At 57.5% G+C, this 15,013-nt stretch carries 10 protein-coding genes; 7 read left to right on the top strand and 3 right to left on the bottom strand.

What is annotated here, in order from left to right; genetic code table 11:
• Nucleotides 1-170: 170 nt before the first annotated feature.
• On the top strand, nt 171-1,763 hold the full coding sequence (locus EPIR_RS12410; protein ID WP_023655767.1) for a sensor domain-containing diguanylate cyclase: 1,593 nt from the start codon (nt 171-173) through the stop codon (nt 1,761-1,763).
• A gap of 112 nt (nt 1,764-1,875) precedes the next feature.
• On the opposite strand, the gene bcp is transcribed toward EPIR_RS12410, so the two are convergent.
• On the bottom strand, nt 1,876-2,343 hold the full coding sequence (gene bcp / locus EPIR_RS12405) for a thioredoxin-dependent thiol peroxidase (protein WP_023655766.1): 468 nt from the start codon (nt 2,341-2,343) through the stop codon (nt 1,876-1,878).
• Nucleotides 2,344-2,400: 57 nt separating this feature from the next.
• Entirely contained in the window at nt 2,401-2,952 is a 552-nt protein-coding gene (locus EPIR_RS12400) for a glycine cleavage system transcriptional repressor (RefSeq protein ID WP_023655765.1), read from the bottom strand.
• 143 nt (nt 2,953-3,095) lie between these two features.
• On the opposite strand from EPIR_RS12400, the gene dapA reads away from it, so the two are divergent.
• From dapA to EPIR_RS18920, 6 genes are all read left to right on the top strand, one after another.
• Nucleotides 3,096-3,974, top strand: coding sequence for a 4-hydroxy-tetrahydrodipicolinate synthase (dapA, locus tag EPIR_RS12395; RefSeq protein WP_023655764.1), 879 nt, complete (start codon nt 3,096-3,098; stop codon nt 3,972-3,974).
• 15 nt (nt 3,975-3,989) lie between these two features.
• The gene (bamC, locus tag EPIR_RS12390; RefSeq protein WP_023655763.1) at nt 3,990-5,021 is read left to right on the top strand and encodes an outer membrane protein assembly factor BamC; all 1,032 of its coding nucleotides are present in this window, start codon (nt 3,990-3,992) and stop codon (nt 5,019-5,021) included.
• Between the two features lie 194 nt (nt 5,022-5,215).
• Nucleotides 5,216-5,929, top strand: coding sequence for a phosphoribosylaminoimidazolesuccinocarboxamide synthase (gene purC, locus EPIR_RS12385; protein WP_023655762.1), 714 nt, complete (start codon nt 5,216-5,218; stop codon nt 5,927-5,929).
• A 150-nt stretch (nt 5,930-6,079) separates the two neighbouring features.
• Complete coding sequence (gene ypfJ, locus EPIR_RS12380) at nt 6,080-6,934, top strand: KPN_02809 family neutral zinc metallopeptidase (RefSeq protein WP_023655760.1); 855 nt, start codon at nt 6,080-6,082, stop codon at nt 6,932-6,934.
• A 6-nt stretch (nt 6,935-6,940) separates the two neighbouring features.
• Complete coding sequence (locus tag EPIR_RS12375; protein WP_023655759.1) at nt 6,941-8,947, top strand: tRNA(Met) cytidine acetyltransferase TmcA; 2,007 nt, start codon at nt 6,941-6,943, stop codon at nt 8,945-8,947.
• A 152-nt stretch (nt 8,948-9,099) separates the two neighbouring features.
• Nucleotides 9,100-9,237, top strand: coding sequence for a hypothetical protein (locus tag EPIR_RS18920; protein ID WP_167337189.1), 138 nt, complete (start codon nt 9,100-9,102; stop codon nt 9,235-9,237).
• Nucleotides 9,238-9,416: 179 nt separating this feature from the next.
• Here EPIR_RS18920 and EPIR_RS12370 read toward each other — a convergent pair.
• The coding region (locus EPIR_RS12370; protein WP_157037530.1) for a non-ribosomal peptide synthetase at nt 9,417-15,013 on the bottom strand (5,597 nt) is incomplete at its 5' end.

Genomic DNA, 15,013 nt, shown 5'->3' with positions numbered 1-15,013 from the left:
CGAAATCATCATGATTTGAAACAATTCGTCCAGCCGACAAATGTTATATGATTTATGAAACGATTTAGCGGTGTGCGATTAGCCGTTGCCAGCACAGATGCGAATACGGTTAATACATATCGATACGATAAGGCAATGATTATCATGCTTTTTATAATGGAGAGTCGGCGTTGAGACTCAAACGGTATAAAACGGACTTGCGCACCTTGATTACCCTGCTGGCGGTCGCCAGCATCGTGATCACGCTGGCTAATTCTTTGTACGCCAGCTGGCGGGTACAGCGAGAGGTGCTGATCAACAATACGTTGGAAGCGAACAGGGTTTACGCGACTAAGCTGGCTTCGACTACCGAGGTGTTTTTCAATCTTGCCAGGTCACAGCTCTCCTACAGTGCCAGCGTACTGAGTGAAGGAATTGACAGCGAGAGCACGTTGCAGGCTGAAGTTGAGCGACTGCGTGGACAAACCAACAGTTTTAACTCGGTGGTGATCGCCGATGCGCACGGCTGGGTGCGCGCCATTTCACCAGAATCGCTGATGCTAAAGGGAATGCAGCTCAGCTCCTCTGTGGCAAAGCAGGCACTTATCGAGCGTAAGCCGCTGATTAGTCAACCGGGTCTTTCTACCGCCAATAATCTGTTGGTCTTTATCTCACGCCCTGTCTGGTCGAAAAGCGGTAGCTATCTGGGCTTTGTGGGGGGATCTATCTATCTGAAAAAGAAGAGCGTTCTTGATGTACTCCTCGGCGAGCAGTTTTATCGCGACGGATCTTCATTGTACGTGATCGACGGTGAAAACCGGCTGCTGTATCACCAAGATCTTATGCAGGTGGGCAAAACCATCGATCCACCGATCACCCGGCAACAGCGACAAGATGCCAGCAATGGAAAGCTTGAAGTTGTCATGCCTGACGGTGAATCCGTGTTGGCAGGCTATGCGGTGGTTCCCTCAACAGGCTGGACGATTGTCTCGCTGAAACCCACCGCAGCGACGCTGTTACCGTTAAACAGCCTGCTGTTGCAGGTGCTGAAGAATTCGGTTCCGTTTGCCCTGCTGACGGTGATCCTTGCGCTGATCCTCGCGCGCCGTATCGCCCGACCCCTTTGGCAGCTGGCGCGCAAAGCCAGCCGCATGGATGCAAAAAATGTTTCACACGAAATCAACAATATCCGTTCCTGGTACTATGAATCCTCACAGATTAAGCGGGCGATGCTGGCTGGGATCGCGCTGATGCAGGACAAAATAGGACGTTTGAAGAGTGAAGCGCAAACCGATCCGATGACCGGGCTGCTTAATCGCCGTGGGTTAGATGCGGTGCTGGACTATTTTCTCTCTACCCATCAAGCCTTTGCCGTGTTGGCACTGGATATCGATCGTTTTAAACGCGTGAACGACACCTTTGGCCATGCTGTCGGCGACAGGGTGATTAAAACCGTGGCGGATCTGCTGGAAAAGACGGCCAGACGAAGCGATATTATCTGTCGCAATGGTGGGGAGGAGTTCTTGATGATCCTACCGGGTGCAGAGCGTGATATTGCGCTGATGATTGCTGAAAGAGTGCGTGTACATATTGATCAAATCCACCTTGAGGCGGTTGGCCATGTGACTGTCTCTATCGGTATCTCTTTCTGGGCACCTGACGACGAAACGACCATGCACCAAACCTTCGGGCAGGCGGATGATGCGCTTTATCGGGCGAAAAACGCGGGGCGCAACTGTGTCATCGTCGCAAAAAATGCGCCGCAACCTCCTGACCGGGTTTAAAAAATCTCGCGCCAGCCGCCTGTCAATGTGATGTTTGTCTTGTGAAAAGCGCTATTGAGCAGGCCCGGTCCCCTGTGCGGGCGGCCCGGATGATTGGGCTCGCCGCCGAAGTTCACGCGTTTTTCAGGTAATCAATAACGATATCGTGATGGTTACTGGTTTTGAAGTCGTCGAAGACTTTCTCAACTTTGCCATCGGCATCAATCAGGAAGCTGGTGCGATGTATGCCGTCATAGGTTTTACCCATAAAGGTTTTTTCACCCCAAATGCCAAACTGGTTGCTGACCTGATGATCTTCATCTGACAATAAGGTGAAGTTCAGTAGCTCTTTTTCAACGAAGCGCGACAATTTTTCCGGTTTATCGGTGCTGATACCCAACACTTCAACCCCGCATTTTTTCAGCTCGTCCATGCTGTCGCGCAGACCACAGGCCTGAACGGTGCAGCCCGGCGTCATCGCTTTCGGATAAAAATAGACCAAAACGCGCTGTCCCTGGAAGTCGGTCAAATTGATCTGTTCACCATCCTGATCGGGCAGGCTAAATTTCGGTGCGATATCACCGGCTTTCAGTGCATTCATTACTACTCTCCATGGGTTGTCGTCATAAAATCGTCGGCATAACACCTATTTCGCACCTTACACTTCGTGGTGGGAAACGGCTTTAATAGTGCCTTGAGCGTGTAACTCTGTACATAGCTGATGGAATGCTTGTTCAATAAAAGAGGCATCCTGGCTGGCCGGACTGTGTGCCGTTATTTGAATGTAGAGTTGCGGGGGCTGGTTTTCTTGCGCTGGCTGCGTGCGTGAGACCAGCTCCGCAATATTCATCTGATGCGTATCGAAGAGATCGGTAAAGCGCTCAATGATATGCGGCGAGTCGGTGACTTCAACTTGCACCCAGACCGTGGCTGGCATCGGTGGACGCAGGCTGGCATTGGTGCGTTTCATCACGATCAGAAGCTCCAGCTCGGCCCCTTTCAGCGGTAGCGTGGACTCAATCAACGTTATCGCGTGCCAGCTACCGGACAGCAGCATGATAAAGCTAAACTCTTCGCCGAGAATAGCAAGACGGCTATCCTCGATATTGCATCCGCAGCTGCTGACATGGCGAGTAATGGTATTGACTATTCCGGTGCGGTCAACGCCAAGTGCGGTGATAACCAGATGGTGTTGCGATGGCTGCGGCAAAATCACGTTTCCTGTCTAAATGCTAATAACCGTAAGGTAAACATAAAAAAAACTGCTGACAAGCACATAGGTCGACCTGCGCACTTGCTTTTATTACGCGGTCAAACGTACCATGAAGAACTTGTTTGTCGAGGGGATGACTAATGTTCACGGGAAGTATTGTTGCACTCGTTACACCGATGGATGACAAAGGAAATGTCTGCCGCGCGAGCCTGAAAAAACTGATCGATTATCATGTTGCCAGCGGAACTTCGGCAATTGTTTCTGTTGGAACGACCGGCGAGTCAGCCACCCTGAGTCATGATGAACATGGTGAAGTGGTTTTGTTAACGCTGGAACTGGCCGATGGGCGTATTCCGGTTATTGCCGGCACCGGTGCGAATGCTACCGCTGAAGGCGTCTGTTTGACCAAACGTTTTGAAAACTCTGGCGTTGTTGGTTGTCTCACCGTAACTCCCTATTACAACCGTCCGACGCAGGAAGGATTGTATCAGCACTTCAAAACCATTGCGGAAAGTACTGACCTGCCGCAAATGTTGTATAACGTTCCCTCGCGTACCGGCGTCGATTTATTGCCGGAAACCGTCGGTCGGCTGGCCAAAATTAAAAATATTATCGGGATCAAAGAGGCCACCGGGAACTTATCGCGGGTAAGTCAGATCCAACAGCTGGTAAATGATGACTTTGTGTTGGTAAGTGGCGATGATGCTTCCTCACTGGACTTCATGCAGTTGGGCGGGCAGGGCGTCATCTCCGTGACGGCGAACATCGCTGCACGCGAAATGGTTGAACTCTGTGCTCTGGCACAGCAGGGAAACTTTGCGCAAGCACGCCTCCTGAACCAGCGCCTGATGCATTTGCATCAGAAACTGTTTGTGGAACCCAATCCTATCCCGGTGAAATGGGCCGCGAAACGATTAGGATTAATAGCGACCGATACGCTGCGTTTACCCATGACGCCGCTGACCGATGCCGGTTGTTCGGTTGTTGAGCAGGCGCTCAAAGATGCAGCCCTGCTTTAAATTTAGGGAGAATTGATGGTTTACTCAGTACAAAAGTCCGCAGTTGCGAAAGTGGTCGGACTGTCGCTAGTGATGCTGCTTGCAGCTTGTTCCAGTGACCAGCGTTACAAGCGCCAGGTGAGCGGTGATGAATCCTATCTGCAGGCGGCCAATCTTAGCGATTTGCACGCGCCTGCGGGTATGATCCTGCCAATACAAAATGGCGACTTTGATGTCCCGTCCGTCAATGAAAAAGGGCCGGTGGGTAAGCAGCTTGATATCCGTCCACCGGCACAGACTTTGGCGCTGATGAACGGTACTCGCAGCCAGTTTGCCGGTAACACGGGCATTCTGCTGATTGACAGCCGCAGCGGTGCCATCTGGACACAGGTGGTTGATGTCGTGCAGGCAGCGAAGTTCCCCATTGCCGACCGTCAGGACGCGCGTCAAACTCTGACCACCGATTGGGTTCAGTGGAACCGTGCCGATGAAGACAATCAGTATCGTGGCCGTTACCAGCTGAGCGTTCAACAGCAGGGCGGGCAGCAGGCGCTGATGGTGAAGCTGCTTGAACTGCAACAGCAGGATAAAGTGGTTAACTCGCCGGTGCAGATCCAGCGTTACACCGCGCAGATGTTGAACGAAATCAGCGCAGGTCTGGATAAAATTGAAACCCGTCGTGAAGATACCGTAGCCAGCCGCAGCCCAACACAAATCGATGTGCAGAGCGGTGCCGATGATACTGGCCTGCCTGATCTGATCCTGCGTGCGCCGTTCAACGTGGTCTGGCAGCGCCTGCCGGCCACGCTGAAACACATTGGTATGAAGGTCAAAGATGACAACCGTTCGCAAGGTAGTCTGAACGTGACATACAGTGCACCGGACAGCAGCACCTTCGATGAGCTGGGTGCCAAAGATCCGCAACTGAAAAATGGTGATTACAAACTTCAGGTCGGTGACCTGGGCAACCGTAGCAGCCTACAGTTCCTCGATCCTAAAGGCCATCCGTTAACCCAGTCGCAGAATGATGCGCTGGTAGCGGTGTTCCAGGCCGCATTCAGCAAGTAAGCTTTAAGGCCGGAAAACTTCCGGCCTTTTTAATTTGGCGTGACGTAAACGATTGCTTCGATTTTTCATCAACGGAACCTATAATTCCGTCAGTCAATTTTTTAACGGGTTGGCTTTACCAACCCGATAGTTATCTACCTACGGCCAGATTGATGCCGGGTACAGTTCATTATTGTTGGAGTGGAGTTAACAAGATGCAAAAGAAAGCTGAGTTGTATCGCGGCAAAGCGAAAACCGTCTACAGCACCGAAAACCCGGATCTGTTGGTACTCGAATTCCGTAACGATACGTCAGCGCTGGACGGCGAGCGCATCGAACAGTTCGATCGTAAGGGCATGATTAACAATAAGTTCAATCATTTCATTATGACCAAACTTCAGGAAGCCGGGATCCCAACACAGATGGAGGCCCTGCTCTCTGACAACGAAGCATTGGTGAAAAACCTGGAGATGGTGCCGGTGGAGTGCGTGATGCGTAATCGCGCTGCGGGATCTCTGGTGAAGCGTCTGGGCGTGGAAGAGGGCATGATCCTTACTCCCCCACTGTTTGATCTGTTCCTTAAAGATGATGCTAAACACGATCCGATGGTGAACGAATCCTATTGCGAGACGTTTGGCTGGGTAAGTAAACCGCATCTGGCGCGTATGCGCGAACTGACATACCAGGCGAACGAAGTACTCAGCAAGCTGTTTGCCGATGCGGGCCTGATTCTGGTGGACTTCAAGCTGGAGTTCGGTCTGTTTAAGGGCGAAGTGGTGTTGGGCGATGAGTTCTCACCGGATGGCGCACGCCTGTGGGACAAAGAGACCCTGAATAAGATGGACAAAGACCGTTACCGTCAAAGTCTGGGTGGCCTGATCGAAGCCTACGAAGAAGTGGCAAATCGTCTGGGCGTTAAGCTGGACTGATCCCCCTTATTTTTCGCGCAGTGCCGAGGCCAGGGAAACCTGGCCTTTTGCATCATATAGCGCGCTTTTTAGCGTTTTCTGGTTTTCCCCGCCTTCTGCGACTAAAATCGACACAGCCATAAAATAAAAATTTATCTCAAGGGGACAGTTATGCGTTGGCAAGGACGTCGCGAAAGCGACAATGTGGAAGATCGCCGTGATCAGTCAGGCTCCGTTGGCAGCGGGCGAATGCGCATTCCCCGTGGGAAAGGCGGCATCGCCCTGCTGATTGTGGTGATAGTGGCCGGTTACTATGGCTACGATCTCAGTCCGTTATTGAGCGGTGGCAGCTCCTCCGTTTCACCGACCACCCAGCAGCAGTCTTCTCCAAAAGATGATGAAGCCGCGCAGTTTACCCGCACTATTTTTGCCATGACCGAAGATACCTGGCAGCAGCTGTTCCAGAAAATGGGCAAAACCTGGCAGGCACCGACGCTGGTGATGTACCGCAATCAGACATCAACCGCATGCGGCAGCGGTCAGTCGGCAATGGGGCCATTCTACTGCCCTGGCGACAGCAAGGTTTATATCGATCTTTCATTTTATGATCAAATGAAAAGCCAGCTCGGCGCGGGGGGGGAATTCGCTCAGGGTTACGTCATCGCCCATGAGGTTGGCCACCATGTGCAGCACCTGCTGGGGATCGACCAGAAAGTCCGTCAGATGCAGCAGGGGGCAAATCAGACCCAGGTGAACCAGCTGTCGGTGAAAATGGAACTTCAGGCGGACTGCTTTGCTGGCGTTTGGGGCTACTATATGCAGCAGGAGAAGGTACTGGAAACCGGCGACCTTGAATCGGCGCTTAATGCGGCTCAGGCGATTGGTGATGACCGCCTACAGCAGCGCAGTCAGGGGCGCGTGGTGCCGGACAGCTTTACTCACGGAACCTCGCAGCAGCGCCTAAGCTGGTTCAAAAAAGGTTTTGACGGCGGTAATCCGGCTCAATGTAATACGTTTGCCGATTAACCGCAGGTGGGTGATTTATTAAAGGCGACAGCCCAAATCGAAAGACAGGGCTGGCGTCGCCTGTTGGTTGTCAGTGGCGATGCTCTCTGGTGTGAACAGCAGGTTGCAGCCTGTATGGCACAGATCCCCGGCGACTGGTTGACGGTGGGCGAACGGCCGTTCAGCGCGCAGCACTGTGCGCCGCAGGCGGTTCGTACGCTGCTTGGCCGCGAGTTTAAACACGCGCTGTTTGATGCCCGCCACGGTTTTCATGCCGAAGCGCTGGCAGCGCTGGCAGGGACGCTGCGCGCCGGAAGCTGGCTGGTGATGCTGGTTCCCGAATGGCAACAGTGGCCGCTTCAGCCTGATACGGATTCACTACGCTGGAGCGAACGCGACAGCCCCATTCCCACTCCTTTTTTTATTCACCGTTTCCAGCAGCAGCTGCTGGCCGATAAGCGTGTCGTGCTGTGGCGTCAGCACCATCGATGCGCCGTGACCGATTTGAGCGACCCGCCAACCAGGCAGGGCGATAACAGCGATCGGCAGCAGCAGGTACTGACGGCGCTTCTGGGCGCTAAGCCGGGCATCTATGTGGTGACCGCCGCTCGCGGCCGTGGCAAATCGGCGTTGGCGGGGATGCTGGCCGCGCGCTGGCCGGGGCGCAGCCTCGTGACGGCTCCGGCGAAAGTATCAACGGACGTGTTGGCTCACTATGCCAGAGAGCATTTCCGCTTTATCGCTCCCGATCGCCTGCTGGCTGAAGCACACCAGCACCAGGCGGGCGTTGACTGGTTGCTGATTGACGAGGCAGCAGCCATCCCCGCTCCACTGTTACAGCAGCTGGTCGCCTTGTTCCCTTATGTGCTACTGACCACGACGGTACAGGGCTATGAAGGCACCGGGCGCGGCTTCTTGCTGAAGTTTTGCGCCACTCTGCCAGACGTGACAGGCTATCAGCTGGATTTACCTTTGCGCTATGCGGCGGAAGATCCGCTGGAACAGTTTATCAGCCAGGCGCTGCTGTTTGAGGATGCGGTCTCTGTCTCCCGGTCAGATGCGGTGGTCATTCAGTCGTTAGAGCAAAGTGATTGGGCGCGACGGCCTGGCAGTATGGCCGCTATCTACCAACTGTTAACCAGCGCCCACTACCGCACCTCTCCCCTCGATCTGCGCCGGATGATGGATGCCCCGGGTATGCATTTCAGCGCGGCGTGGCAAGGGGATAACATTCAGGGTGCGCTGTGGCTGGTGGATGAGGGCGGACTGTCAGCCGAACTCTCCGCCGCCGTCTGGGCAGGATACCGCCGCCCGCGAGGTAATCTGGTGGCGCAGTCGCTGGCGGCGCATGCGGGTTTTGCTGAAGCTCCGCAACTACGTTCGCGGCGTATCAGCCGCATCGCGTTGGCACCCTCGCTACGCGGGCGTGGTGTTGGGCAGCAGCTGATCTCCCGCAGCTGTCAGGCAGCGCACGGGCTGGATTTTCTTTCGGTTAGCTTTGGTTTTACGCCCCGACTGTGGCGGTTTTGGCAGCGCTGTGGTTTTCAGCTGGTGCGTTTTGGCAGCCAGCGCGAAGCCAGCAGCGGCTGCTATACGGCAATGGCAATCTATCCTCTGTCAGCGGCCGGGCAGCAGCTGACGGAGCGAGCGACAAGGCGGCTGGCGCGTGATGGCTACTGGCTGCGCCAGTTACTGGATCAGGACGATTTGCCGTTGCTCACGCAGCGCGATGGTCAGATGACGGAAGATGACTGGCAGGAGCTGGCAGGATTTGCCTGGGCGCAGCGGCCGTTTGAGGCCAGCTTCGGGGCATTGGGGCGGCTGGTGACTTTATGGGGCAGCGAACTGCCTCTGCTGCATGCCGCACTGCTGGAAGGACTGTCTGTGGCCGAGCTGTGCAGCCGTTTCGCTCTGGCCGGGCGCAAAGCGCTGTCAGAGGCCCGGCGGCGCGAGGCACAGCAGGGGTTAATTATGCTGGATAAGCTGCGTGCGCTGCGCTGGCAGCAGTGGGTTAGCGGGCTAAACGCAAACTGAATTACCCTTAACATCTTAAGTGTGCCTAAATGCCAAAAAACGAAAAAACCCGCTCGCCGGCGGGTTTTTCGCTCTGTCAGCCAGCTGTTTCGCGTGCGGCTAACGTACAGCATGATGAGATTCTTCTTTAGCGAAGTGAACGGTATAACCGGATGGGCAGATTAGCGGTAAGGGGGCTGCTCAATCACCTACACGCCACAAAGATGGTGGGGCGGGCTATGTCAGAGCTGGCAATAGCGATACTTAGCTTAGTTCTGGCGGTGCTGGAACAGATCAACGGGTTCCTTTAATTGAGCCGGTAAAACGGCAAAGTTTATAGCCGTCCTTCGGGACGGCTTTTTTGTTGTGTGCCGGACGTGCTTACCAGCCTGAGAAGAAAGTCCACCGTCAAGACGGGGCATGGCGAAGCACAGGTGACGAGCTGCCGATGGCACAAACGCCGTATGATACGGCGTTTGTGCGCAGCAGGTTAGTGACGTGACTTCAGAACCTGACTGATGCGCTGCGCCAGCAGACGGCGGTTTTCCTTATCGCTCATCATACTGGCATGATCGCCATTTACCCTCTCAACACTAAGTTGACCATCATTGTACAGCGCGCTCCAGCCCAGATCCTCCAGGCTGGCCGTATGCGCGACAAAACGGTTAAATCTGGCGGCATCGGCGAGCATCAGCGGATCGACATCCGGCACCGGCAAGGTTTCCTCCGCCGCAATCAGATGAACACGCGGCAGCACCGGGCGCTGCGACGCGCCGCTGCACAGCTGTTGATAATGATAGCTCTGCTGCCAGCGTTCAGGTGATACGGCAAACAGCTGCTCAGTTTCCGGCATGTTTGACTCCTTAAGTTTTTGATAAATAGTATTCCTGTCCAACTGCATCAGCTCTTCGATCAGCGAACTATCCCACTGTTGCGCCAGCACAGGTGCATTAAACAGGAACATATTCACCAGCCACGGGTTAAAAGCAGGCGCGGGCGCAGATCCGGCGAGGGTATCGATCAGGCCAAGTAACGCCACCTTCTCTCCGGCCTCCTGCAGCTGCACGCCGATTTCATGGGCCAGCAGTCCGCCGGAAGAGTAGCCGAACAGCGTATAAGGCCCTTTCGGCTGAACTTCCTGCACCATTTCCACCATGTGCTTTGCCAGCGCACACAGTGTTTTCGGCCGGGCCGATGCGTGTTCAGGCCAGGGCAGGGCATAGATCGGGCAGTCAGTGCTGATTTCACGCGCCAGTCGGAAAGCGTAGGTGTAATCGCCAAGCCCGGTAGGCATGAAGAAAACAGGCTGCTCTTTTCCTTCGCCGCGCACGGCGACCGCGCGTGTCTGCACGCTTTCATCGTGCGCGGCCACCGCTGCGGCAAATTCCCACAGCAGCGGTTTAGCGAACAGAATATCTACGCCGATACTGCCATACGGGCGCAGGCGTTCGACAACGCGCACTGCCAGCAGTGAGTGCCCGCCGAGGTCGAAGAAATTATCGAAGCGTCCCGGCTGTTCAACATCAAGCAGCTCGGCCCAGATACTGGCCACGATAGTTTCGGCTGGCGTAACGGGAGCGGCATTTTCTGCCCGAATAAAGGCGTGTTCATCCGGCAGCGGCAGCCGGTTGCGCGCCAGCTTGCCGTTAGGGGAGAGCGGCAGGCTTTCCAGCATCACCCAGGCGGCAGGCACCATATAATCCGGCAGGCTGTCATTCAGGGTTTGACGCAGATCGGCAGCGTTCAGCTGGCTGTGTGGACGTAACACCACATAGGCCACCAGCTGCGGCTCCCCACGGCGATAATCGACGATAACCGCCGCTGCATCCACCTCAGGATGCGCCTGAATCGCCGCCGCAATCTCCCCGGGTTCAATACGCAGTCCGCGAATTTTCACCTGATCATCGTTGCGGCCGAGATAGATAAGACTGCCATCGGGCTGGTAGCGTGCCAGGTCGCCGGTACGATACATCCGCCCACCGCTCTGATTGCAGAACGGATCGGCCAGGAAGCGTTCCGCCGTCAGCTCAGCACGATGGTGGTAACCGCGTGCAACCGGCGTGCCGGCAATATACAGCTCGCCGCTGGCTCCGAAAGGCACCGGCTGCCGTTCGTCGTTCAGCAGGTAGATGCGGCTGTTGGCAATCGGGCGGCCAATGGGTACCGGCTGCTGCTGCCGTAACGTGTGACAGCGCCAGGAGGTGACATCAATAGCGGCTTCGGTTGGGCCATAGTGGTTGAAACAGGTTACCGTTGGCAATGCGCACAGCACCTCCTCCAGCAGTTCGGCGGGCAGCGCCTCCCCACTGAAGACCAGGCGGCGTAGGCTGTCATCGCAGCGCCCGACCGGGTGATGTAAGAACAGCGCCAGCATTGAAGGCACAAAGTGGGCTGTTGTCACCCGCTGCTGCTCGATCAGTTCTACCAGATAGGCGGGATCTTTGTGACCGCCGGGCCTGGCAATGACCAGCGAAGCACCGACGATCAGCGGCAGGAAAAGCTCCCAAACTGAAACGTCAAAGCCGAAAGGCGTTTTTTGCAGAACCCTGTCGCTGGCGTCTAGGCCATACTCATCCGCTGCCCACAGCAACCGGTTGATCAGGCTGCGGTGGCTGTTACCGGCTCCTTTAGGGTTGCCGGTAGAGCCAGAGGTATAGATCACATACGCCAGATCGTCCAACGAGTCTTCATCCACAATGTGCTGAGGATTGCTGAGCGGCCACTCCCCCTCTAACGGGATATCGAGCGCAATGGTATCAACCTGATGTTCACCCAGCGCCGTGCGTCCGGCCGCATCTGCCAGCAGCAGCGGCGCGGCAGCATCCTGCAAGATATAGTGCAGGCGCTGTTCCGGATAGTCAGGATCGAGCGGCACATAAGCGGCACCGGTTTTCAGCACCGCCAGCAGCGCAACCATCAGCTGCGGGCTGCGTGCGGCGCAGATAGCCACCAGGCCATCCGGCCCGACGCCTTTGGCCAGCAACGCATGCGCCAGCTGGTTTGCCCGGCTGTTAAGCTCGCCATAACTGAGGGTTTGCTCCTCAAAGGTCAGCGCCAGCACGTCGGGGTGTTGCGCCGCCTGTTGCTCAAACAGCACCTGTACCGGCTGGCAGGTCGGCCATGTCACCGTGGTCTGGTTCAGCTCGTCCAGCAGAAAATGCCGCTCAGCCGCTGTCAGGATATTCAGCGATCTCACTACCCTATCCGGGGCGGTTTCCAGCGCATCCGCAATAGAGGTCAGCGCCTGGCTCATCCAGCCGCAGACCTGTTCCGGCGTTGCCATCGCCGTGGTCTGCGCGGTAAGTCCCAGCGCATCGCCGAAATCTTCTACGGATAACACAAACGGATAGTTAGTGCGCTCTTCGGCATCAAGGATCTGCATGCCCTCCGGCGTCTGCTGCACGTTGCGCCCATCGCTGTGACGGTAGTTCAGCAGGGCGCTGAACAGCGGAGCCGGTGCGGCGATGCCGCTACAGCGCTGCGCCAGCGCCAGCGAGGCATGTTCGTGCATTAGCAGTTCGCTTAGCGCGCGATGGGTTTCCTCTACCGCCTGGCGCACGCCGCGCTGGTCGATATCCAGTCGTAGCGGCAACGTGTTGATAAACAGCCCCATGGTGCTTTCCGCGTCACGACCACCCTGCAGGCGACCGAGCAGCACGGTGCCGAACACCACCTGGCTATTGCCGCTGGTGTGCGCCAGCAGCTGGCCCCAGGCAAGGTGGCACAGGCTGGCCAGGCTGACGCCCAGTTTGCGTGCCAAATCGCGTAAGCGCTGATTAAGCTCAACCGGCAGACGCTGGTGCGCTTCTGTTACCTGGCAAGCATCGCTGTGCTTCCCGGTTAAGCCAAACGGCAGCGTTGGCGTATCGATGTCGCCCAGCATTTTGCGGAAGAACTGTTCATGATCCTGCTGGCTGACCCCCAGCCGCGCCTGGGCAATCAGATTGCGGTAAGGGGTTGGCGGCGGCAGACTGTCACCCTGTCCGGCATAGATTGCCGCGATCTCCTGCTGCTGAATGGCCAGCGTGGAGTGATCGCCGATCAGGTGGTGCCACATTTGCAGAGCATACCAGCGTCCGTCATCCCCGCGTGCGGCGATCAGGCGCACCAGCGGAGGCTGACTGAGATCCAGACGGAAATGCGCCAAATCGTAGCGCGACAGCAGCTGCGCCAGCGCCGGGGTGCTGTCGTCCAGCTCCACTTCGGTCAGCACCGAGTCTACCTCGCGCAGCACCACCTGGGCCGGCTCGCTCAGGCCTTCCCAGACAAAAGCGGTACGCAGCACGTCGTGGCGCGCCACCACCCGGTCAAGCGCCGCCGCATAGCGCAGCAGGGCAGCATGGCTGTCAAAGCTCAGTTGAACCAGCAGCAGGTAAGGATCGCCACCCGTCGCCAGCAGATGGTGGAACAGAATACCTTCCTGTAATGGCGACAGGCCGTAGATATCCTGGATGGCGGCTACGCCGCCGGGCAGACGTCCGGTGAGGCTGTCAATATCCGTCTGGCTGAGGGAGATCAGCGGCAGCATCTCCGGGGTGACCTGACGGCAGTCTTGCGTCAGCAGCAGCGGCGGCACGCTGACCTCCTGCTGCTGACCGAGGGTGGCGGCCAGCTCGGCGAGGGTGCGGGTGGCAAATACGCTACAGCGCTGCGCCAGCGTCAGTGAAGCATGTTCATGGCCCAGCAGGCGGCTCAGGGCGGCGTGCGTCTCCTGTACCGCTTCACGCGTGGCGCGCTGGTCAATATCCAGCCGTAGCGGCAGGGTATTAATCACCAGACCGAGGATGCGGTCCGCTTCCGGCCCTGCCTGCAGGCGACCGAGCAGCACGGTGCCGAACACCACCTGGCTATTGCCGCTGGCGTGCGCCAGCACCTGACCCCAGGCGAGGTGGCACAGGCTGGCCAGGCTGACGCCAAGCTGGCGCGCCTGCTGGCGCAGGCCACGGCTCAGGGTATCCGGCAGCGCGAGGTGCGCTTCACGTACGCCCTGACCGTCGGCATGCACGTCGCCCAGCCCGAAGGGCAGCGTGGGCGTGTCAATGTCGCCGAGCATCGCACTGAAAAAGTCCTCCTGCGCCTGTTGGCTGACGCCAAGACGGGCGTGGGCCACCAGATTGCGGTAGGGGGCTGACGGCGTCAGGCTGTTACCGCGTCCCTCGCAGATCGCGGCGATCTCTTCCTGCTGGATCGCCAGCGCGGTATGGTCGCCGATCAGGTGATGCCACAGCTGCACGGCGTACCAGCGGCCGTCACCGTCGCGCGCGGCGATCAGGCGCAGCAGCGGGGCCTGGCCGAGATCCAGACGATAGTGACGCGGATGGAAGCGTGCCAGCAGCTGATCCAGCGCCGGGGTGCTGTCGTCCAGCTCCACTTCGGTCAGTACCGACTCCACTTCGCGCAGCACCACCTGGGCCGGTTCGCTCAGGCCTTCCCAGACAAAGGCGGTGCGCAGCACGTCGTGGCGCGCCACCACCTGGTCAAGGGCCGCCGCATAGCGCAGCAGGGCGGCGCGGTCGTCAAAGCGCAGCTGGGCGATCAGCAGGTAAGGGTCGCCTTTGTCGCTCATCAGATGATGGAACAGGATCCCTTCCTGCAGCGGCGAAAGGCCGTAGATGTCCTGGATGGCGGCCACGCCGCCGGGCAGACGTCCGGTGAGGCTGTCAATATCCGTCTGGCTGAGGGAGATCAGTGGCAGCATATCCGGGGTGACCTGACGGCAGTCTTGCGTCAGCAGCAGCGGCGGCACGCTGACCTCCTGCTGCTGACCGAGGGTGGCGGCCAGCTCGGCGAGGGTGCGGGTGGCAAATACCGCCTGCACGCTGGCGGGCAGCTGCTGGCGGCGCAGCCGCTCCATCAGGCGTACCGCCAGCAGGGAATGGCCGCCGAGGGCGAAGAAGTTGTCAAAGCGGCTGACGCGATCCACCGCCAGCAGCTCCTGCCAGATAGCGGCCAGCGCCTGCTCGACCTCGCCCTGTGGCGCTTCAAAGGCGCTGCGGGCAAAGGCGCTGTCGTCCGGCCCCGGCAGGGCACGGCGGTCAAGCTTGCCGTTGGCGGTCAGCGGTAGCTCAGGGGTGGTGATATACGCGG

The sequence above is a fragment of the Erwinia piriflorinigrans CFBP 5888 genome (assembly GCF_001050515.1).
In the GTDB taxonomy this organism is placed as follows: Bacteria; Pseudomonadota; Gammaproteobacteria; order Enterobacterales; family Enterobacteriaceae; genus Erwinia; species Erwinia piriflorinigrans.
This window is presented reverse-complemented; position numbering and strand designations above follow the sequence as displayed.